The sequence below is a fragment of the Pseudomonas alcaligenes genome (genome assembly GCF_014490745.1).
GTDB classification, from domain to species: domain Bacteria; phylum Pseudomonadota; class Gammaproteobacteria; order Pseudomonadales; family Pseudomonadaceae; genus Aquipseudomonas; species Aquipseudomonas alcaligenes_C.
Genome location: NZ_LZEU01000001.1, coordinates 2551275 through 2570417, shown reverse-complemented (window position 1 = coordinate 2570417; position 19143 = coordinate 2551275). Strand labels below are relative to the sequence as shown.

The window sequence follows — 19143 nt, the reverse complement described above, 5'->3', positions numbered from 1 at the left end:
GGGGGCCGCAATGCTGAATCTTGCCGAATACCGCCAGCGCCCGGCGCTGCTCGCTGACTGGCTGCCCTGGGCCGGTCTGGTCGCGCCCGGCGTCGTACTGAACAAGGACGGTTCGTTCCAGCGCACGGCGCGCTTCCGTGGCCCAGACCTCGACAGTGCGACGCAAGGCGAGCTGATGGCCACCACCGCGCGACTGAACAACGCGTTGCGCCGGCTCGGCGCGGGCTGGGCGCTGTTCGTCGAGGCCGAGCGCTGCCCAGCTGCGGGCTATCCGCACTCGGATTTCCCCGAACCGCTGTCCTGGCTGGTGGACGAGGAGCGCCGCGCGACCTTCGAGGAGTCCGGCAATCACTTCGAGAGCCGCTACCACTTCACGCTGCAGTACCTGCCGCCGGAAGAGTCGCATGCTCGTGCAGCAAAGCTGATCTATGAGAACACCTCGACGGCCGGCGTGGACTGGCACGAGCGACTCACCGGCTTCATCGCGGAGAGCGAGCGGATCTTCGACCTGCTCGTGGGCGTGATGCCGGAGATCGACTGGCTGGACGATGGCGAGACGCTGAGCTATCTGCATGCAACCGTCTCGACGCGGCGTTATTGCATCAGGGTTCCGGAGGTACCGTTTCATCTCGACACGCTGCTGGCCGACGTGCCGCTGCTCGGTGGCCTGGCGCCGATGCTGGGTGATACGCACCTGCGCATGGTGACGGTGCGCGGATTCCCGACCTCGACCTGGCCGGGAATCCTGGATGACCTCAACCGGCTGGGCTTTTCCTACCGTTGGAGCACACGCTTTATCTGCCTGGACAAGGCCGAGGCTGAACAGGAACTCGGACGCCTGCGCCGCCAATGGTTCGCCAAGCGCAAGAGCGTGCTGGCGCTACTGCGCGAGACGCTGTTCCAGCAGGAAAGCCCGCTGGTCGATACCGACGCCAGCAACAAGGCAGCCGACGCAGATGCTGCACTGCAGGCGCTGGGCAGCGACCAGGTGGCCTTCGGTTTCCTGACCGCGACCGTGACGGTGCTTGATCGTGACGCCGACCTGGCCGACGAGAAGCTGCGCAGGGTGGAGCGCGTCATCCAGGGACGAGGCTTCGTCACCATTCCGGAACGCCTCAATTCGGTGGAGGCATGGCTGTCGTCGATCCCGGGCAACGCCTACGCCAATGTGCGCCAGCCCATCGTCTCGACGCTGAACCTCGCGCACTTGATGCCGGTGTCGGCGGTCTGGGCCGGGCCGGAGAGAAACACCCACCTCGATGGCCCACCGTTGATAGTTACCCGCACCGAGGGTGCGACGCCATTCCGGTTGGTGACGCATATCGGCGACGTGGGGCACACGCTGGTCGTCGGCCCGACCGGCATGGGCAAGTCCGTCCTGCTCGCCACGCTGGCGCTGCAGTTCCGCCGCTATTCCGGCTCGCGCATCTTCGCTTTCGACATGGGCCGTTCCATGCGGGCAACGGTACTGGGGCTGGGCGGCGAACACTACGACCTGGGCGCCGATGGCGCGATCGCCTTCCAGCCGCTCGCGCGCATCGACGAGGAGGGCTGCCGCACTTGGGCGGCCGAGTGGGTCGAAGGGCGTCTGCTGCACGAGGGCGTGGCCGTCGGCCCCGATGAAAAGGCGGCCATCTGGTCGGCGCTCGGCAGTCTCGCGGGAGCTCCCGTCGAACAGCGCACGCTCACTGGCCTGTCGGTGCTGTTGCAATCGAACTCGCTGCGCCAGGCGCTGGCGCCCTATGTGCTGGGTGGCGCCCACGGCAAGCTGCTCGATGCCGACCTCGACTATCTAGGGCTGGCCGATGTGCAGTGCTTCGAGATGGAGGAGCTGATGCACAGCAAGGCGGCGGTGCTGGCCGTGCTGGGCTATTTGTTCGCGCGGCTGGAGGAGCGTTTCGATGGCGCGCCGACGTTGCTGATCCTCGACGAGTCCTGGCTGTTCCTCGACGACCCGGTGTTCGCCGCGCGTATTCGCCAGTGGCTCAAGACGCTGCGCAAGAAGAATGTCAGCGTGATCTTCGCTACGCAGTCGCTGGCCGACATCAAGGACTCGAGCATCGCCCCGGCGATCATCGAAAGCTGCGCCTGCCGCATCTTCCTGCCCTGTCCGCAGGCGACCGAGCCGCAGATTCGCGCGATCTACGAGGGCTTTGGCCTCAACGGTCGGCAGATCGAGATCGTCGCCACTGCGCAGCCCAAGCGCGATTACTACTACCAGTCCCGTGCGGGCAATCGCCTGTTCGACCTCGACCTGGGGCCGGTCGCGCTCGCGTTCGCCAGCGCCTCGCGGCCCCAGGACCAGCGCGCCATCGACAGCGTGCTCCGCGATGCCGGCGTGCCGGGCTTCGCCGCGGCCTGGCTACGGCACCGCGGTCTGGACTGGGCCGCCGAGCTGCTGCCCTCTGCCCCAGCCAACTCCTTGTTTCCCGCTGCCCGCCCACAGGAGAACCTGCCATGAAACTCCAATCCTCGCGTAAATCCAGACTGACTGTGCTCGCCGTGGCCAGTGTCTTTGTCCTGGCCTCCGCGCAGCCGGCACATGCCCTGTTCGGTGTCGGCGACATCGTCCTCGACCCCACCAACCTGGTGCAGAACACACTGACGGCGATTCGTACCCTGGAGCAGATCAACAACCAGGTGCAGCAGCTGCAGAACGAGGCGCAGATGCTCAGCAACCAGGCACGCAACCTGGCCAGCCTCGACTTCAACGTCGTCAATCGGCTGCACGCCTCGCTGGCCATGAGCGAGCAGCTGATCGCCGAGGCGCAGGGGCTTGCCTTCGACGTGCAGAACCTCGACAGCGAGTTCGCCCGGCTGTACCCCGACGAGTACGCTGCCACCGTCAGCGGCGACCAGATGTACCAGGATGCCCGCGAACGCTGGGCGCACACGCTTGATGGCCTGCACACAGCGATGCGCATGCAGGCACAGGTGTCGCGAAACCTGAGCGAGGACGAAAGCGCGCTGAACGATCTGGTGGGCCAGAGCCAGTCGGCCACCGGTGCCCTGCAGGCCATGCAGGCGACCAACCAACTGCTGGCCCTACAGGCCAAACAGTCCATCCAGGCGCAGCAGCTCCAGCTTACCCAGGACCGGGCCGCCTCCCTGGAGCTGGCGCGGCAGGCAGCGGCCAGCGAGCGCGCCCGTGAGGTACGGCGACGCTTCCTGGGCGAGGGGACGGCCTACACGCCGTACGCGGTCCGGTTCTACGGGAACTGATGGCGGCGGCCATGCGATACGTCCTCGTGTTGTCGGTTGCGCTGCTGGCGGGTTGCGACCAGTCGTGCAGCGAAGACCTGGCCGCAGACCCTGTGCGGCTCAAGGCACTGCGCGCTCAGTGCGCTGCCGATTGGAGCAGCGTGGGCGAGGTCGTCTGCAGGGCTGCCGCCGAAGCGTATCGGCGTCGTTTTTTCTCCGGCCAGAGCGGCCCGGAAGAGTACGTCGCTGTGGAGGAGCTGCCGCCGATTCCTCCGACGTTCGACAGCCCCGTCGACGCTGAGCCCGGGCTAGAGGCACCGGCTGCTTTTGCCTCGGAGATCACACCATGAATGACGTAACGATCATCGACCGCTTCCTCGATACCTTCTCGCGCTACATCGACTCAGGTTTTGGGTTGCTGCAAGGCGAGGTTGCCTACCTGACCGCGACGCTGATCGCCATCGACATGACGATCGCCGGGCTGTACTGGGCGCTCGGGCATGCCACTGGCCAGGGTGAGGACGTGATGGCGAAGCTGATTCGCAAGGTGCTTTACGTCGGTGCCTTTGCCTACATCATCGGCAACTTCAACTGGCTGGCCGGCATCGTCTTTCGTTCCTTTGCCGGGCTGGGCCTGACGGCGACCGGCTCGCTCAGCATGGAAACCTTCCTGCAGCCGGGGCGGCTGGCGAAAACCGGCATCGACGCCGGTGCACCGATTCTGGAACAGATCGGCGAGATGACCGGTTTTCCCGAGGTGTTCGTCAACCTCGATCCCATCGTCATCCTGTTCCTGGCCTACCTGGTGGTCATCGTCTGCTTCTTCGTGCTGGCGATACAGCTGTTCATCACCCTGATCGAGTTCAAGCTGACCACCCTCGCGGGCTTCGTGCTAGTGCCGTTCGCGCTGTGGAACAAGACCTCGTTCCTCGCCGAAAAGGTGCTGGGCAACGTGGTGTCCTCCGGCGTCAAGGTGTTGGTGCTGGCGGTGATCGTCGGCATTGGCTCGGGGTTGTTCGCCGAGTTCCAGGTGCATCCCGACGAGCCATCCATCGACCACGCGCTGGTGGTCATGCTGGCCTCGCTGGCGTTGCTCGCCCTGGGCATCTTCGGCCCGGGTATCGCCACCGGGTTGATTTCCGGTGGCCCGCAGCTGGGGGCTGGGGCAATGGCTGGCGCCGCGCTCGGCACGGCGGGCATGGCCGTCGCCGCCGGCGCTGCCGCAACCGGTGTTGGCGCTGCGGTTGCGGCCGGAGCGCGCATGGCGCCGACCGCGAAGCTGGCCGCCGGCATGCGCTCACTCAAGGGGCGCTTGGCTGGAGGAGGAGCCTCCACGGGTAGCGGCGAAGCACCTTTGGGCAAGGCGGCCCGTGCCGACACCGATGCCAAGGCGCAGCCCGCCTGGGCCAAGCGATTGCAGCGTCGCCAGCAGATCAGTCATGCCGCCACTACCGCCGCGCACACGTTGCGCGGTGGCGACGGCGGCGGTTCGGGGGGCGGTCCGAACCTGCGGGATTCGGACTCATAAAGGAGGATGAATTATGCGCTTCAGACGTCCAAGAGTCCGCTACGCCGAGACGCCGCAACCTGCCACCCCTTATCAGGCAGCGGCCCAGGCATGGGACGAACGCATTGGCTCGGCCCGCGTGCAGGCGAAGAACTGGCGCCTGATGGCCTTCGGCTGCCTGGCGCTTGCACTGCTGATGGCGAGCGGCCTGGTCTGGCGCTCGGCGCAGTCCATCGTCACACCCTATGTGGTGGAGGTGGACCGATCCGGTCAGGTCCGTGCGGTTGGCGAGGCCGCCACACCGTACCGTCCGGCCGACGCGCAGGTTGCCTACCATCTGGCGCGTTTCGTCATGCTGGTGCGCTCGCTGTCCATCGACCCGATCGTGGTGCGACAAAGCTGGCTCGACGCCTACGACTACACCACTGATCGTGGCGCGGCCGTGCTCAACGACTATGCGCGTACCAACGATCCGTTCGCCCGCGTCGGCAAGGAGTCGGTGACGGTGCAGGTCACCAGCGTCGTGCGGGCCAGTGATGCCTCCTTCAACGTGCGCTGGACGGAGCAGCGCTTCGTCAACGGCGTGCCCGCCGGTACCGAGCGGTGGAACGCGGTGATCTCCACCGTTCTGCAAACCCCGCGCACCGAACAGCGTCTGCGCAAGAACCCCCTGGGCATCTACGTCAACGGGCTGTCGTGGAGCCGCGAGCTCGATGCGTCCGAAGGAGCCAAGCCATGAACCTGTCCTTCTGTAAGTCCGCGTTTCCTCTGGTCCTGCTGGCCTTGGCCGGCTGTACCAGCCAAGGCAAGCCACCACCGCGCATTTCGCTCGACGAGCCGGTGCAGGCGCAGCCTCTTCCAGAGCCACCGAAGCCGGTGGAAGTGGTGGAGGTGCCCAAGGTGCTGCCGATGCCGGCACAGATGAAGCTACTCCCAGATGCGGGCGAGGCCCGCTCCGTGCTGGAACCTGCCGACGAGAAGCTGAGGGTGTCGCGCGCAAATCAGGAGGCGAGGGTGGTGCCCACGCGCGAGGGCTACGTCAATGCGATCCAAGTATGGCCCTACAGCGACGGCGCGCTGTACCAGGTCTATGCCGCGCCGGGGCGGGTGACCGTGATTGCGCTGCAGGCCGGTGAGGAGCTGGTGACAGTGGCTGCAGGCGACACGGTGCGCTGGATCGTCGGTGATACCTCCAGCGGTGCCGGCGACGCGCTGCGCGTCAATGTGCTGGTCAAGCCGATTCGCTCGGATCTGAAGACTAACTTGGTCATCACCACCAGTCGGCGTACTTACCTCATTGAGCTGACCTCGACCGAGAAAGCCTGGATGGCCTCGGTATCCTGGGATTACCCGAAAGACAGGATGCTGGCCCTGCAGCGCCAGGCGAAGGCCGCACAGGCCAGCGCACCGGTCGATAGCGGCCTCTCGCTGGAGAAGATCCGCTTCCGCTATGCGATCAGCGGCAGCAATCCGCCGTGGCAACCGCTGCGCGCCTTCGATGATGGCGAGAAGGTCTACATCCAGTTTCCTGCCGGCATTGCCCAGGGCGAGTTGCCGCCGCTGTTCGTGATTGGCGCACAGGGCGATGGGCAACTGGTCAATTACCGCTTCCGCTCGCCGTACTACGTCGTGGATCGGTTGTTCGGCGCGGCAGAGTTGCGCCTGGGGGGCGATAAGGGCGACGTGGTGCGCATCGAGCGCACGGACGGTGTGGCGCGGAGGAACTGAGCATGGGCCAGAACGACACCCCAGACCCCGCTGCGCCGCATGCTGGCAAGGTGGCCCCCGAGACGGTGGCGCTACGCGCCCAGCCGCGCCCGATCACACGCTTGAACCGGCGCACCCTGGCAGCGCTTGCCGGTGGGCTTTCTGCCGCTGTATTGGGCGCAACCATCTGGTCCTTGCAGCCGCCAAAGCCCCGGGGAGGGAGCGATCCAGCCGAGCTATATAATGTCGACCGTGTTTCCCGTTCCGAAGGGCTAGACCGACTGCCCTCGGACTACTCCAAGCTGCCGCCGCCTCCGCCCGAACTGGGGCCGCCGCTGCCGGGTGACCTTGGCCCAGCCATCGTGCAGTCACAGCGGCCCTCGACGCCGAGTTACACGCCACCCGGCCACGATCATGCCGAGGCAGAACGCCTGGCGCGGCTGAAGGAGGCCGAGGAGGCGGCCGCCTCCTCGGTGTTCTTCCGCACGAGCAGCCAGCGCCCAGCCGTGACTGCGGCTGCACAGCCTGCGTCGGCGGTACCCACCTTGGCAGGTTTCGATCCGCTGGCTGCCGGCCCCGCATCGACGGCGGCGCAACCCCTCGATCCGACAGCCGTGCAGAATCGGCAGGAGCAGAAGGAGGCGTTCCTGCAAGCTGGCACTACGGAAACCCGCAATTCCGGGAACCTGCAGCTACCGGCGTCGCCGTACCAAGTCATGGCCGGCACGGTGATCGCTGGCGCGCTGGTGACGGGCATCAAGTCGGATCTTCCGGGTGACGTGATCGGCACGGTGACGGAGCCGGTCTACGACACGGCGACCGGCAAGCACCTGCTGATCCCGCAGGGCTCGCGCATCCTCGGTCGGTACAACAGCCAGGTCAGCTACGGGCAGAGCCGTGTGCAGGTGGTGTGGAATCGCATCATCCTGCCAGACACATCCTCGCTGACGCTGGACAACCTCGTGGGCTCCGACCCGGCAGGTTATGCCGGCCTGGTGGACGGAGTCGACTGGCATTGGAATCGCGTCTTCGCCGGTGCTGCGTTGACAACGTTGCTGGGTATCGGCGCCGAGCTAGCCGCGCCTGAGAACCGCCAGGATGGCGATCGGATCATCATTGCCGGCCGTGACGGCCTGCAGGACAGCGTGAACCAGGTCGGGCAGGAGATGACCCGGCGCAACATGAACATTCAGCCCACCTTGACCGAGCGACCAGGCCTGCCGGTGCGCATCATCGTCAACCGGGACCTGGTGCTGCGGCCATATCAACCGCTGTTCTTCAATCGGGGGACTTCACGATGAGCAACACACGCAAGCTGCGGCTGGGACCGCTGCCTAAGACCGAGAGCATCAAACTGACCGTCGCTTGCTCGGTCAGCCTGAAGGCTGACCTAGACCGTTACGCAGCGCTGTATGCAGAGACCTATGGTGAGAGGGTTGACGCTATGACACTGATTCCGCACATGCTGGAGGCGTTCATGGCAGGTGATCGGGGGTTTCGCCGCGGAGTCGCTACGCGCAAGACCACCGCGCAAACAGGAGCTGTTCCGATCAGCCGAGAAGCCCTCGCGGACTGACGATCTTGCTGTCCTCAGCGGGCAGGCCACTCTGAAATCACCCCGCTGTCTAGGCGGAACCGTAGGTGTTCTGTCACACAGCTTCAGGTCGGGATAGCAAGTTCCTCTACGTTGTCGCCCCCAAAAAGGCGATTCACTGCTGCGAGAGCTGTATCCGGCATGATCTGTGTGGCCAGCACGGCGAATCGCGTCATAGGCCGGCCGATGCCGGCAGGTAGCGGCCACGGCCGTCACGTACCAGCAGCGAGGCATCGGAAGAGAGGGAAGAAAGCTACGACATGATCGTGCTCTGGTTGCTCGGGCGTAATTGCCTGGAACCGGGCAAGCAGTCAGGGCGCGGATCCGGCCGCCAGGATGCCCGCGCGCAAGGCGCGTGCCGCCCTTGACGGCGAGAGCGCCGTGCTTACGGTGAAGGGAAACAGCAAGACCGCCCCATGCCATATACACGAACCCCGGCAAGCGGAGCGTGCAAGCCCGTCAGGGCCGGAGGCGTCAGCCGAGCGGAGTGAGGGAACGATGGAAGCCCGTAGGGGCGAGCCTCGCACAGCGGCGCTTGATGCGAAGCGCGACAGCGCGGCCCGACCGGGGACGCCCGAAATCGGCTATCTTTGAGATATTGGAGATTCCCGCATTGGGTTTCGTAAGGTCAGATAGGCGAGACACTCAAATTACAAGGAATGGCATGCCCGCCCTTTATCAACTTGCTCTGCTTGGCGCACCAACTGATGCTCAGGTATCCGAACTTGAAGAAGTCATCGGGAAGGCTGTAGGCATGTTCAATTTGCGACTAGGGCATGAGGTCGGATGGGCGGTTCGTCCCGAAGAATTCAACCCAGACCAGCAACGGTCATCTGCTGCGGTATTTTTCGGAGGTGAGGATCCGCCTCTCGCCAACGTAGCAAGGTTGTTGGAACGAGGCATCCCATTGCTGCCGGTGGCCACCGATGTCAATCGAGTCAGTGCAGAGATCCCGACCGTGCTGCAGCCCCTCAACTGCTTGGCGTACACCGCTGGCGGGTCGCAACGTGTCGCAACTGCTTTACTGGAGTGCGCCGGGTTACTTCCTCGACAGCGCCGGGTATTTGTAAGCTATCGGCGGGGCGAAGCTAGGGAGGCTGCTTTACAGTTATTCGATGCATTGTCTGCTCGGCTCTTCGATGTGTTTCTCGATACTCATGGCATTCCGCCTGCGGAAGATTTCCAGACAATGCTGTGGCACCGGCTCTGCGACTCGGATGTCCTGCTCATGCTCGACACCCCTGGCTACTTTGAAAGCCGCTGGACGAGCGCAGAGTTTGGACGCGCTCTGGCAAAAGGTATTAGCGTCTTAAGGGTTGGCTGGCCAGACTGCACGCCATCTGCGCGAACAGCCACCGCCAGTCGTGCAGAGTTATTGCCGGAAGAAGTGGATGCGGCCACAGGACGCCTCGCGGACAGCGCCGTGGAGAGAATCTGTCTTCAGCTTGAAGAAGTTCGCAGCCAAAGCCATGCAGTCCGTTCCGTCAATCTAGTGAGCAATTTGCGCAACGCTATTCAAACGATTGGCGGCCAACTTGTCGGCGTTGGACCAAACAAGGCGGTCCATATCCGACTACCGGACGGTCGGAATGTCGTCGTCTACCCAACAGTCGGTGTTCCCACGTCGATCACGTTACATGACGCCTCTACCAATTCGCCGGATCAATCGGTTGCCGTCGTTTACGATCATGTTGGCTTACATCCCCGGTGGCTGGGGCATTTGGACTGGCTGGGCCAGCATATCCACTCTGCGCGCTGGGTCAAAGCCAGCGAGGCTGGGTGGCAATTTGCGGATTGGGAGGCCTGAATCGTGAGCGCAATCTTCCTTTCAGCCAGTGTCCCACTTGTCGGCCGCGGCTCGTATCACGAGACCGCCAATCCATTCCTCATCCAGTGTGCAGTGAGAGAACTGGTTATAGCCGTCATTCGTCAGCATAAGATCGTGTGGGGAGGGCATCCCGCTATCACGCCCATGATTTGGAGTATTTGCGAGGATTTGGGTGTCGATTATTCTGGGGCCGTGGTTCTGTATCAGAGCAGATTCTTCGAGGATCGTTACCCGGAAGAAAACGACCGCTTCCACAATGTGGTCTTCACCAACGCAGTTGCCGGTGACAGAGATGCGAGCCTACTGCTAATGCGGAAAGAAATGCTGTCGCGCGACGATCTCGTTGCCGCTGTTTTCATCGGCGGCATGGAAGGAGTGGAAGCCGAACATGAACTCTTCAGGCAATTCCATCCGGCCGCCAAAGTTCTACCCATACCGTCGCCCGGTGGGGCGGCCTTGAACCTAGCCAAAGATCAAGGTTATTTCGCCGACGCGGATCTTGGTGATGTGGACTTTGCGCAACTCTTTCACTCGCATCTCGCATTGAACATTCAAGGCGCAGCGAGCTGAATCTCCTCTGCCGATTCACACGAGCCAACAAAGGGTTCGCCATGCCACGGGAAGTCTTCTATAGCTTCCACTATCAACGCTACAGTTGGCGCGTATCCAAGATACGGAATTGGTGTCGTGGAGGGCAGCCAGCCAACAAGCGATAACAAATGAGAAGAGGTAAAGCGAGGCGGCGAGGCCGCAATCAAGAGCTGGATCGACGATCAACTGAAATGGCGGACATGCACAATTGTTCAGATCGGCACCGAAACGGCGAATCGCTCTTGGTTTCGATACAAGATTGAGCAGTCATGGAATAGTGGCAAGGGACTTTTGGGGATACGAGTCCATAAGTTGCTGAACCACAACCAACAACCATCAGTTGCCGGGGCCAATCCGTTTGACGCATCTACCTTGAACGACGGTAAAAGCTATCCACCGTCGTCCGTATGTACGATCCACCGGGAGCCACGAGCAGAGCGGCCTATAACCACATCAGTGACAACCTGTCAGGCTGGATTGAAGCGGCGATCGCTGCTCGCTAAGAAGCCAAGCTCTTGTCAAAGCAACGACCCAGTGCTCATGGGGCGTCCATAGAGCTCTGAGATTTGCTTCTGGAACTGCGTCTGTCCTCCGTAGCTAGGATGCCTCACGCAAATCACGGGTACGGAATCTGTGATGCGATGAGCCGCAGCGGCGGCATCGTTGCCGATGGCGACGATGCGAGAGGGGCGTAGCAAGACAATGAGCTGTTGGAGCAATTCTTCACCGGCTCGCCTCTCGCGCGCGTTGTGCTGCCGGTTGGTGAACGGATCTCCTGATTCGTGCGGGTGAAGAGGGAAGACGTTCCAGAGGAAGATGCGGGCATCAATGTGTTCCAACATCCCCCATATGACTGCGGCGGTTCGTTCAGCTACAGCACTGCCTATCGTCGGCCGCTCGGCGATCTGATGGAGATTCCAGCGGCTAGCGTGCTGGCTTATGTGAATGTCGTCGGTCAGGGCTAGCCCAGTGCGGCGCCCTCCGCGGTATCCGAGGTCTCGCCCGATCCATATCGCGTCTACGGGTTCCTCGGTTGCACGACGCAACATGGCGGACAGTGCAGCGGCACGGCGACGCGGTGCATCGCGCCGATCATGAACTTCACAACGATCCGAATACGGATTGAAGCAGTCTTCGAACTGCAGCGAAGCAACTGCATCAACGAACGGGTGGATCTTCATTTTTTAAACTCAAGTGGCATGTATTTGATGGTGCGTTGTTCCCGATTTCCAATGATCCAGCCACCTTGATTTGCCTTGAGCTGGCGAAAGACAGCATAGCCATCCAGGATTGCCTTTTCCCAGAGCTTCAGCGGGCATTTCTCCACTTCGTAACCACTCACGAACTCGCCAATGGTCTTGAGAAGTCCAAGTGAAATTTTTTCCTGGTTCTCGAAGAAATTCAGCTCCTTGGCTCTGGAGAAAATCCACGCCGAAACCCCTTCCTCCACGACGATGGCCCGACCACTGTCTTGCTCTTCATCGTATTTCGGATTGCTCTTTCGCTTGTGCTTGATCAATGCCCGCATCACAGGTGACCAATGCAGGATTGCCGCATAAGCGAAGTGGAAGACATCATGGAACCGGTAGCCATCGCGGTCGGCAATGTTGTCAGTCAGAGGGTCTCCGATGAATACACCCCTCCACTGGAGATAACTCATACCGCTGCCTCGTTGATTGACCCGGATTTCGAAATCCCTCGGGAGCTGCTCCTCAACTCCAAACTCACTGTCGAAATCAAGTCCAGCCAGATCACCTGGCTGAGGCTCCAAGAAGGCGCCGCGAGCTTTTCGAAGATTGCCGCGAGCCACCTCCGAAAACGCAAGTTCGGCCGCATGGATTGCATCCAGGTAGGTCCGCGCAAAAGCAATCAAGTCGGCGCGTGCAGGCGTGCTTCCCAGCAGGGCTGCCGCTGACTGCCCCAGCTGTACTAGCGTGGCATCCAACGAAGCAGTCGCTGCGATAGGCACCGCGATATAGGCCATCGCACCTTCAGTGATGTCACTTGCAGCGCCCACATTTTTGAAGTTTCCGTGGTTCGCAGCTTCCGCGAAGATATCTTCAAGAGGAATCTGCAGGCGCCTGCAGATTGCGGCCAAATACCAGAGGGTGTCGCCAAACTCTTCTTCTGCCGCCTTTTTGAAACCTGGGTAAGCCGTCCTCTCTCGAACATTTTTCTTGGCCGTAGCCATTATTCCGCCGACTTCTCCGTATAGTCCTTGGAGGACAGGATTGAAGTCATTCGGATTGAGTACGTCTGTAGCTGCAATTTCCGCAGCGTAATCCGAGAGCAAGAGGGATCCTTCCTTTTTCATCGGTCACCTGCGAAGAGTCAGCCATTCGAATGGGGCGCCCTGATAACCGCTTACGTTAAAGCTGCGAATCCATTGCTCAAGGTTCGCAATCAGCTGCGCGTCGGCAAAAGTGGTTAGGCCTATTCCTGTTTTGCAAAGCGGCCGATCTTGCTGGTCTTTCAGTGCCTCGGGAAACTCCGGGCCGTCGCCCCCGAAATACACAAAATCATTGCTGATCAGGACCCTATTGACGCCCGTGTCACGGGCTATATGGTCGGGGTTGGGCGTGCCATTGGGGAGGGAATGGAATGAGTCTCGCTGCTGCCAAGCGGCCCCAGGCGCGGCCCTGAAGTAGATGTTGTCGCCGCAACTTTGTTTTCGGCTTCCATTGCGGTACGGCTTCTTGTATTCAAACCGTGGATCTGCGCCGTATTCGTCAAATGTCATCGCCTCGGTGACGCGCATTGCGTACACTAGATGTCCGCCACGTCGGATAGTTCGATCATTACTGCCACTGCCGACCACCCAATCACCAACGTCAGCGGATCGGCGGATATTCGGTTTGCAAGTCGCAAGCGTGCAGTAGCCATAGAAAGGATTGGGTGCGAAACCGCTGTCGTATCGCACCACGTAGGAGTGAATGCGAGCCATCAGCAGGGATGCCGCTTGAGTGGAACCGGGTCGCAGGCTCCACCGTCTGGCTTTTCCCACGAGTCCTTCCCGTTGATCGCGTCAATGATTGCACCGCCGTTCCACCCAACCAAGGCGTCGGCATATTCTTTCAGGGCCTCTGGGAGGTCGCATTCCTTCTCGCCATGCTCCCAAACACCAACAATTCGCTTGCCTTGTTTAGCCGCATATTCGATTTCCCAGTTCACCCAATCGCTATTCTTGGTCTGCGGGGAGACGTAGCAAATGAACACTCCAGCCCAGTTGATGGCAGGGGCAAGGATCTGCGTCTTTATGTAGTGCTCATCGGTAGCATTGTTGAACTTCCCTGTATGGATGGAGGAATCCCTGATCTCGATCCCTTTTGGAGCCAACAGATCCTTTAGCTTCTGGAGCCCGTGATCGTCCTTGTGGACATGGCTGATAAACACGTTCCTTTTCTCTGCCACCTGTCACCTCCATTGTTTTTACATGGTTTGAAGATCGTAACTGTGTTTTCGGCCGCTGTGGCAGGAAATGCTGATCTGTTTGCCTTGATCAAATAATTGCCTGCAATCCCTTGTCGGCGATGACGTTGAGCAGTTTGAGCGCCGGCCCCGTGGGATGGGTTTCGCCTTGCTCCCACTTGCGCACTGTCGAGGCCGACGTGTGCAAGTGAAGAGCGAACACCGGCTGGCTGAATTTCAAGGATTCACGCAGGTGCTTGATGTCGACAGCACTGAACTCCCGCACCGGCGGCGGGCAGATCGCGTCGAACTCGCGCATCGTCACCTTGCTGATCGCTCCCGCTTCGTGGAGCGCAGCTAGGTCGCCACGCAGTGATTCAATGATCTTGCTCACAATGCACCTCCAATAACACACCTGACTGCAACGCCTTCGACAAGGCTTCGGCAGACAGTTCCAGGAACACCTTGCCGGTGAACTGCAGTGCTTTCTTCTCGTCCTGCGAGATGTTCGCCTTGTCGCTCTTGGGAAATCCATGCAGGAACACATAGCGGTTGCCGACTCGGGCCGACAGCAAGGTGCGGTAGCCGCCGCTCTTGCCGCCGCCGGGACGTGCAACCCGTTTCTTGTAGAGATGGCCGCCCAGGTCCGCGTCGATCAGACCGCCTTCCATCTCCTTAACAGCCCTGCACAATGCGGCGTCAGGTAGCTTCTCGTCCGCCTGCCACCGCGCGAAGTCCTTCCGCTTGAGAACGCACGTCATCTCCATCTCCAAACTATACCCGTAACGGGTATGTTTTTCCAGGCGCCGGCGCGTTGCACTGGCAGGGAGGGGCGGCGAGACGGTGCCATGCCGACCGGGATCGAGATAGCGGGGTGCAGCTCATTGATCATAGGGTCACCTCTTTCGGTTTTTGGCAGGCACTGACAACCGTCTTGCGCCGGTTTGCCACCAGTTCGGCTGCCTTGCGCACCGGGTCATCCTCGGTGTGGACGTAGCGCATGAACATCGCCACGGTCTTGTGCGCGGTCAGCGCCATGCCGACCTTAACTGGGATGCCGGAGTTGGCGATGTCGGTGGCCGAGCGATGACGGATGCCATGGGTGCCAATCCTCGGCACGCCGGCGCGATCGAGGATGCGCCGCCAAGCGTTGTAATAGGAATGGGGGCTGAGCGGCTTATCATGGTTGCGGGTCGCCGGGCAGACATAGGGCGACTCGCCATAGCGGGGCGCGTTCTCCAGCAAGCGGCGGGCTTCCATGCTCAAGGGTTTGGACATATCGCCGGTTTTGCTGTCCGGCCAAACGACCCGGCTGTTGGGCAGGTCGAGCCAGTCCCATTGCAGCAGCAGGATCTCCGACATGCGAGCTGCGAACTCGAACTGCAGGCGGATGGCCAGTAGGTAGGTCGGATGCTCTAGTTCCTCGGCCTCCGCCTTGTCCAGATAGGCAAACAGCTTGACCATCTGCCCGTCAGTGATGAGACGGGTCGAGCCTTTCTCCGGATACTTGGATACGTGACGGCATGGATTCGAGCCATCGGCGCGGTAGCACCACAGCTCAGCCAGGTTGAACATCTTGCGCACGCAGGACAGCACTCGGTTGGCCTGTGTTGGGGACTTCTCCATGTGCTTCATCAGCGCGATGATATCGTGGCGCGTGACCTCGTGAACTTTCTTGCCACCGAAGGCGGGGATGATGTAGCGGTCTATATGGTACTGGTAGGCGGCCTGGGTGCTCGGTTTGTTGCGCACCTTGGAATGATCGTCCATGAATCGGCCGCACAGCTGCTTGATCGTCGGTGCCCGGCGGGCCTCGGTCTTGTCGCGCCCAGGGTCGCCGCCGCGCCGGACTTCGGCCAACCAGTCTTGCGCCAGCGACCGAGCCTGTTCAACTGTCAGTTCTCCGAACTGACCTAGTGCAGGCTTGCGCCGCACGCCGGAGTTCGTGCGGTACTGAACCATGAACACCTTGCGGCCGGTTGGAGTGACCTTGCACAAGAATCCTGGAACGAGCGTGTCCCGGAGTTCCACGTCGCAGGTTTGCGCCTGCGCCGTGTCAACGACGGATTTGGTGAGCTTGATCTTTGCCATGAGGTGCTCCCGAAAGGCCCCGATTCCAGGGGCCGGCTAGGAGCCAGGCGAAAGAGAACCGGGGCGGTTTGCGTCGCGCACCGGCATATGATCCAAAACGTGGGCTCTACGGAAAACCTGCTGCAGCAAGCTGTATCCAAGTCGAGAGAATGCCCGGTGCAGGAGCCATGCTGTTGCTTAAAATCTCTCGTCCGCAAGGGCATGCCGGTTCGAGTCCGGCTTCGGGCACCAAACGCATGGCTCCAGTTTCGCTGTGGAGCCTACTGAAACCGGCACAAGTAGCCGGTTTTTTTATGCCTGCAGATTGGCTGTTGGGCGCCTTGGCGCGGGGTTCTACCAGCTGGGTTTACGCCAACCTTCGATATTGAAATTACTCATGGCAGGGCCTCCTGGGTGCCGTCCGGCCTGTGCAGGTTTGGGCAGCTGTGGCTGGTAGTTGATCCTTGTCCGTTGCTGCCTGCCCTTCATGGGGCGACAAGATGTACAGGGGGGCGGCGGATTATCACGAAATTTTCACAACTCAAGGCAGAGGATCGGGTCAGGCTGAAGGATCAGCTCCCGTCAGAAAAAGCCCGCCCTGTGCGGGCTTTTTCTTTATCCGGCGCATACCGAGGGATAACCGCGGGCGCTGCTGCGGTAGAGTGCGAGGGCCCGGATGGCGGGCTGGGCAGATGGTCGAACGATGTCGCAACGGGTAGAGGCTTTTCTGGATGATTGCACGCGGGTATTGGCTGGCGATGTGGCCTTCATCCAGGCGCTGCAGGAGCAGGGCTTTGCCTGCGCCGAGGACGAGTGGCGCTTCAGCCTGCCGGCCCTGCATGCCTGGCTGACGGAGCGGCTGCCGGGCGCTGCGGCGGTGTCTTATGCGCAGTTCTGCCAGGAACTGTTCGCCAGCGAAATCAACCAGCGCCTGCGCCAGCAGGGTGCGGAAATCGCCATTGCCGACAATCGCGGCAAGATCAGTCTGAGTCTGTACTGCCTGCGGCGTCTGCCGGCCTGAACAGGTGCGGAGTGGCCTGGTTGTACAGGGCCGAGTCGGCGAAGTCCTCGGCGCCCAGCACGCGACCGACGATGATCAGCGCGGTGCGACGGAAACCCTTGGCGCGCACTTTCTCTGCGATATCGCTGAGGGTGCCGCTGACCCAATCCTGATCCGGCCAGCTGGCACGATGGATCACCGCGATCGGGCAGTCGACCCCGTAGTGTGGCAGCAGCTCCTCGACAATCTTCTGCAGATGGTGGACACCCAGGTGGATGGCCATGGTCGCGCCGTGGCGGGCGAGTTCATGCAGCTCTTCGCCAGGCGGCATCGGCGATTTGCTGGCGAAGCGGGTGAGGATCACCGTCTGCGACACCTGCGGCAGGGTCAGCTCGCTTTCCAATAGCGCCGCGCAGGCGGCGACGGCGGTGACCCCGGGGACGATCTCGAAGGGGATGCTCAGGCGGCGCAGGTGGCGGATCTGCTCGCCGATGGCGCCATACAGCGACGGGTCGCCGGAATGTACGCGGGCCACGTCCTGACCCTTGGCGTGGGCGGCGTGGATCAGCGCGATGATTTCGTCCAGGTGCAGCTCGGCGGTGTTTACCACGCTGTGCGCGCTATGCCCGTCGAGCACAGCCTGGGGCACCAGTGAGCCGGCATACAGGATCACCGGGCAGCTGCGCAGCAGGCGCTGGCCCTTGACGGTGATCAGTTCCGGATCGCCAGGGCCGGCGCCGATGAAGTAGACGGTCATGGCTGTTCCTCGATGATGCGCGCCAGGGCCAGGGTTGCGTTGGCACTGCGCTGTTTGCTGACGACCAGTACCGCCCGCAGCCCGCCGCTGGCGGCTTGCGCCAGGGCGCAGGCCTCGGCGACACCGGCACTGCCGGTGACCTGCAGGGTGTGCGTGCAGGCTTCGCTCAACTGCTGCTGCCAAGGTGCCAGCTGCTCGGCGCTGAACCAGGCCAGGGGCAGTTGCAGGCTCTGCGCCAGTTCCAGCAGGCCCGGCTCGTCGCGCTTGAGCTCGATGCTGGCCAGACCGGCCAGATCCGCCAGGTGCAGCCCGTGGGCGGCCAGGCTGCTGTCCAGTAGCTGGCGCAGCTCGCTGGCGGAGCAGCCGCGGCGGCAACCGAGGCCGGCGATATGGGCGGGGGCAGGGGGCATGGCTGAGGCTATCCAGGCTGATATGAAAAACCCGCTGCGGGTCGCACCGTCAGCGGGTTTGCAGGCTACCGGCGGGGCCGGCTGTCACTCGGTCAGCGCGCGGGAACTGCGCCGATAGAGCCAGGCGGAGAGCATGCCGAGGGCCGACCAGAACAACGCATTGGTGATCAGCGAGGCCCAGATGAACTGCCGCTCCAGGGCTTCCGGGGCCAGGCTCGAATGCACCTCGGGTTGCGGCGCGCCAATCAGGTGCGGCACTGCCAGCAGAACCAGGCCGGCGGCTTTCAGTGCCCAGTGGCGAGCGAACACGGCCAGGGCCAGGCCCACGGCAGTGGCGCTGGCGGTGCCGAGCCACCAGTACTGGCGCAGGGCCAGGTCGGCGGCAGCGGTGCCCGGCAGTTCCGGCGGCAGGCCAAGCGAAGGTGCCAGGCTGAAGGTGGCGAAACCGGCCAGGCCCCAGAACAGGCCGTCGCGGCTGCGGCCCGGGGCGCGCAGGGTGTACAGGCCGGCCAGCATCAGGGCGAAGCCGACGGCCACCACCAGGTTGCTGCCGGTGGTGGACAGCACGCGCTGCCAACCGTCTGCCGGGGCCCAAGCCTCGGCATCGTGTTCGTGGCTATGGGCGGCGGTGCCGGCCGCGTGGCTGTGTTCGGCGACCTGCTCGGTGGCCGCTTCGCCGTTCTCGTAGGTCTCGCCCTGGAGAATCAGCGGGGCGACCCAGAAGCTTTGCAGCAGGGTCAGCAGCAGGGCTGCCAGCAGGCCGGCGAAGCCCGCTGTCTGCGCGATGCGCTTGATCATGGCGGACTCTCTCAGTGGCAGGGGAATGCAGCGCTGTGGCGGGTGTCGTGGGCGGCGTTGTGTACCGCTTCGATATGCGAAAAACCGGCGAAGTACACCAGCAGGGCGCCCAGCAGGCCGGCACCGATGGCCAGAACCAGGCGCTGAGCCAGGGTGGTGCCGACTTCGGCGGAATGAGTAAGGGTGCTACTGGACATGACCGTTCCCTCTGAACTGGAAATGAAGACGTAGCAGAAGGGAACGCACGAGGAGCCGCGGCGAGTGCGCACGAC

22 protein-coding genes and 1 pseudogene are annotated in these 19143 nt (G+C 62.3%); 12 read left to right on the top strand and 11 right to left on the bottom strand.

Annotation, left to right across the window (positions count from 1 at the left end):
• Window positions 1-10 precede the first annotated feature (10 nt).
• The 11 genes and pseudogenes from trbE to A9179_RS11665 form a co-directional block, all read left to right on the top strand.
• On the top strand, window positions 11-2461 hold the full coding sequence (gene trbE / locus A9179_RS11715) for a conjugal transfer protein TrbE (protein ID WP_187805977.1): 2451 nt from the start codon (window positions 11-13) through the stop codon (window positions 2459-2461).
• The gene (gene trbJ, locus A9179_RS11710) at window positions 2458-3222 is read left to right on the top strand and encodes a P-type conjugative transfer protein TrbJ (protein ID WP_187805976.1); all 765 of its coding nucleotides are present in this window, start codon (window positions 2458-2460) and stop codon (window positions 3220-3222) included. Before trbE ends, trbJ begins: the two co-directional genes overlap by 4 nt.
• Window positions 3223-3233: 11 nt before the next feature.
• Window positions 3234-3551, top strand: a complete 318-nt coding sequence (locus A9179_RS11705) for a hypothetical protein (protein ID WP_187805975.1) — start codon at window positions 3234-3236, stop codon at window positions 3549-3551.
• Window positions 3548-4729, top strand: a complete 1182-nt coding sequence (gene trbL, locus A9179_RS11700) for a P-type conjugative transfer protein TrbL (RefSeq protein ID WP_187805974.1) — start codon at window positions 3548-3550, stop codon at window positions 4727-4729. Before A9179_RS11705 ends, trbL begins: the two co-directional genes overlap by 4 nt.
• Window positions 4730-4742: 13 nt before the next feature.
• Complete coding sequence (gene trbF / locus A9179_RS11695; protein ID WP_187805973.1) at window positions 4743-5447, top strand: conjugal transfer protein TrbF; 705 nt, start codon at window positions 4743-4745, stop codon at window positions 5445-5447.
• On the top strand, window positions 5444-6436 hold the full coding sequence (trbG, locus tag A9179_RS11690) for a P-type conjugative transfer protein TrbG (RefSeq protein WP_187805972.1): 993 nt from the start codon (window positions 5444-5446) through the stop codon (window positions 6434-6436). The genes trbF and trbG overlap by 4 nt, the downstream gene beginning before the upstream one ends.
• A gap of 2 nt (window positions 6437-6438) precedes the next feature.
• A complete protein-coding gene (locus A9179_RS11685; protein ID WP_187805971.1) occupies window positions 6439-7716 on the top strand; it encodes a TraB/TrbI/VirB10 family type IV secretion system protein in 1278 nt (425 codons plus the stop codon).
• Window positions 7713-7991 carry a DUF2274 domain-containing protein gene (locus tag A9179_RS11680; protein ID WP_187805970.1) on the top strand — a complete coding sequence of 93 codons (279 nt, stop codon included), beginning with the start codon at window positions 7713-7715 and terminating at the stop codon, window positions 7989-7991. The genes A9179_RS11685 and A9179_RS11680 overlap by 4 nt, the downstream gene beginning before the upstream one ends.
• A 682-nt stretch (window positions 7992-8673) precedes the next feature.
• On the top strand, window positions 8674-9816 hold the full coding sequence (locus tag A9179_RS11675) for a toll/interleukin-1 receptor domain-containing protein (protein WP_187805969.1): 1143 nt from the start codon (window positions 8674-8676) through the stop codon (window positions 9814-9816).
• 3 nt (window positions 9817-9819) lie between these two features.
• Window positions 9820-10407: an SLOG domain-containing protein gene (locus tag A9179_RS11670; RefSeq protein ID WP_187805968.1), complete on the top strand. Its 588-nt coding sequence runs from the start codon at window positions 9820-9822 to the stop codon at window positions 10405-10407.
• Window positions 10408-10581: 174 nt separating this feature from the next.
• Window positions 10582-10983: pseudogene (locus A9179_RS11665) on the top strand (TIR domain-containing protein); the annotation flags it as partial.
• On the opposite strand, the gene A9179_RS11660 reads toward A9179_RS11665, so the two are convergent.
• From A9179_RS11660 to A9179_RS11630, 7 genes are all read right to left on the bottom strand, one after another.
• Window positions 10947-11609: a uracil-DNA glycosylase gene (locus A9179_RS11660; RefSeq protein WP_187805967.1), complete on the bottom strand. Its 663-nt coding sequence runs from the start codon at window positions 11607-11609 to the stop codon at window positions 10947-10949. The pseudogene A9179_RS11665 and the gene A9179_RS11660 sit on opposite strands and share 37 nt — an antisense overlap.
• A complete protein-coding gene (locus A9179_RS11655; protein ID WP_187805966.1) occupies window positions 11606-12742 on the bottom strand; it encodes a nucleoside triphosphate pyrophosphohydrolase family protein in 1137 nt (378 codons plus the stop codon). Before A9179_RS11655 ends, A9179_RS11660 begins: the two co-directional genes overlap by 4 nt.
• A 3-nt stretch (window positions 12743-12745) precedes the next feature.
• Window positions 12746-13372 (bottom strand): Nmad2 family putative nucleotide modification protein, encoded by a 627-nt coding sequence (locus A9179_RS11650; RefSeq protein WP_187805965.1) that lies wholly within the window; start codon window positions 13370-13372, stop codon window positions 12746-12748.
• Entirely contained in the window at window positions 13372-13821 is a 450-nt protein-coding gene (locus A9179_RS11645; RefSeq protein WP_316851827.1) for a TIR domain-containing protein, read from the bottom strand. Before A9179_RS11645 ends, A9179_RS11650 begins: the two co-directional genes overlap by 1 nt.
• Window positions 13822-13927: 106 nt before the next feature.
• Entirely contained in the window at window positions 13928-14230 is a 303-nt protein-coding gene (locus tag A9179_RS11640) for a helix-turn-helix domain-containing protein (RefSeq protein WP_187805963.1), read from the bottom strand.
• Entirely contained in the window at window positions 14214-14597 is a 384-nt protein-coding gene (locus A9179_RS11635; protein WP_187805962.1) for a type II toxin-antitoxin system RelE/ParE family toxin, read from the bottom strand. Before A9179_RS11635 ends, A9179_RS11640 begins: the two co-directional genes overlap by 17 nt.
• Before the next feature lie 127 nt (window positions 14598-14724).
• Complete coding sequence (locus tag A9179_RS11630; RefSeq protein WP_187805961.1) at window positions 14725-15927, bottom strand: tyrosine-type recombinase/integrase; 1203 nt, start codon at window positions 15925-15927, stop codon at window positions 14725-14727.
• Window positions 15928-16609: 682 nt separating this feature from the next.
• Between A9179_RS11630 and A9179_RS11625 the strand changes: the two genes are divergently transcribed.
• Entirely contained in the window at window positions 16610-16927 is a 318-nt protein-coding gene (locus tag A9179_RS11625) for a hypothetical protein (RefSeq protein WP_187805960.1), read from the top strand.
• On the opposite strand, the gene cobM is transcribed toward A9179_RS11625, so the two are convergent.
• The 4 genes from cobM to A9179_RS11605 all read right to left on the bottom strand — a co-directional run bounded on the left by cobM (window position 16887) and on the right by A9179_RS11605 (window position 19068).
• Window positions 16887-17663 carry a precorrin-4 C(11)-methyltransferase gene (cobM, locus tag A9179_RS11620; RefSeq protein ID WP_187805959.1) on the bottom strand — a complete coding sequence of 259 codons (777 nt, stop codon included), beginning with the start codon at window positions 17661-17663 and terminating at the stop codon, window positions 16887-16889. The genes A9179_RS11625 and cobM overlap by 41 nt on opposite strands.
• Window positions 17660-18073 carry a cobalamin biosynthesis protein gene (locus A9179_RS11615; RefSeq protein ID WP_187805958.1) on the bottom strand — a complete coding sequence of 138 codons (414 nt, stop codon included), beginning with the start codon at window positions 18071-18073 and terminating at the stop codon, window positions 17660-17662. Before A9179_RS11615 ends, cobM begins: the two co-directional genes overlap by 4 nt.
• Before the next feature lie 84 nt (window positions 18074-18157).
• On the bottom strand, window positions 18158-18871 hold the full coding sequence (locus A9179_RS11610; RefSeq protein ID WP_187805957.1) for a CbtA family protein: 714 nt from the start codon (window positions 18869-18871) through the stop codon (window positions 18158-18160).
• 11 nt (window positions 18872-18882) lie between these two features.
• A complete protein-coding gene (locus A9179_RS11605) occupies window positions 18883-19068 on the bottom strand; it encodes a CbtB domain-containing protein (RefSeq protein WP_187805956.1) in 186 nt (61 codons plus the stop codon).
• Window positions 19069-19143: the final 75 nt, after the last annotated feature.

What these genes read in the sequence shown, in the direction of transcription:
- A9179_RS11625 (WP_187805960.1), top strand. Translation starts at nt 16,610, where the DNA reads ATGTCGCAACGGGTAGAGGCTTTTCTGGATGATTGCACGCGGGTATTG.
- trbJ (WP_187805976.1), top strand. Translation starts at nt 2,458, where the DNA reads ATGAAACTCCAATCCTCGCGTAAATCCAGACTGACTGTGCTCGCCGTG.
- A9179_RS11685 (WP_187805971.1), top strand. Translation starts at nt 6,439, where the DNA reads ATGGGCCAGAACGACACCCCAGACCCCGCTGCGCCGCATGCTGGCAAG.
- A9179_RS11680 (WP_187805970.1), top strand. Translation starts at nt 7,713, where the DNA reads ATGAGCAACACACGCAAGCTGCGGCTGGGACCGCTGCCTAAGACCGAG.
- A9179_RS11610 (WP_187805957.1), bottom strand. Translation starts at nt 18,871, where the DNA reads ATGATCAAGCGCATCGCGCAGACAGCGGGCTTCGCCGGCCTGCTGGCA.
- A9179_RS11615 (WP_187805958.1), bottom strand. Translation starts at nt 18,073, where the DNA reads ATGCCCCCTGCCCCCGCCCATATCGCCGGCCTCGGTTGCCGCCGCGGC.
- A9179_RS11650 (WP_187805965.1), bottom strand. Translation starts at nt 13,372, where the DNA reads ATGGCTCGCATTCACTCCTACGTGGTGCGATACGACAGCGGTTTCGCA.
- trbG (WP_187805972.1), top strand. Translation starts at nt 5,444, where the DNA reads ATGAACCTGTCCTTCTGTAAGTCCGCGTTTCCTCTGGTCCTGCTGGCC.
- A9179_RS11675 (WP_187805969.1), top strand. Translation starts at nt 8,674, where the DNA reads ATGCCCGCCCTTTATCAACTTGCTCTGCTTGGCGCACCAACTGATGCT.
- trbF (WP_187805973.1), top strand. Translation starts at nt 4,743, where the DNA reads ATGCGCTTCAGACGTCCAAGAGTCCGCTACGCCGAGACGCCGCAACCT.
- trbE (WP_187805977.1), top strand. Translation starts at nt 11, where the DNA reads ATGCTGAATCTTGCCGAATACCGCCAGCGCCCGGCGCTGCTCGCTGAC.
- A9179_RS11705 (WP_187805975.1), top strand. Translation starts at nt 3,234, where the DNA reads ATGCGATACGTCCTCGTGTTGTCGGTTGCGCTGCTGGCGGGTTGCGAC.
- trbL (WP_187805974.1), top strand. Translation starts at nt 3,548, where the DNA reads ATGAATGACGTAACGATCATCGACCGCTTCCTCGATACCTTCTCGCGC.
- A9179_RS11655 (WP_187805966.1), bottom strand. Translation starts at nt 12,742, where the DNA reads ATGAAAAAGGAAGGATCCCTCTTGCTCTCGGATTACGCTGCGGAAATT.
- A9179_RS11660 (WP_187805967.1), bottom strand. Translation starts at nt 11,609, where the DNA reads ATGAAGATCCACCCGTTCGTTGATGCAGTTGCTTCGCTGCAGTTCGAA.
- A9179_RS11630 (WP_187805961.1), bottom strand. Translation starts at nt 15,927, where the DNA reads ATGGCAAAGATCAAGCTCACCAAATCCGTCGTTGACACGGCGCAGGCG.
- cobM (WP_187805959.1), bottom strand. Translation starts at nt 17,663, where the DNA reads ATGACCGTCTACTTCATCGGCGCCGGCCCTGGCGATCCGGAACTGATC.
- A9179_RS11605 (WP_187805956.1), bottom strand. Translation starts at nt 19,068, where the DNA reads ATGTCCAGTAGCACCCTTACTCATTCCGCCGAAGTCGGCACCACCCTG.
- A9179_RS11635 (WP_187805962.1), bottom strand. Translation starts at nt 14,597, where the DNA reads ATGACGTGCGTTCTCAAGCGGAAGGACTTCGCGCGGTGGCAGGCGGAC.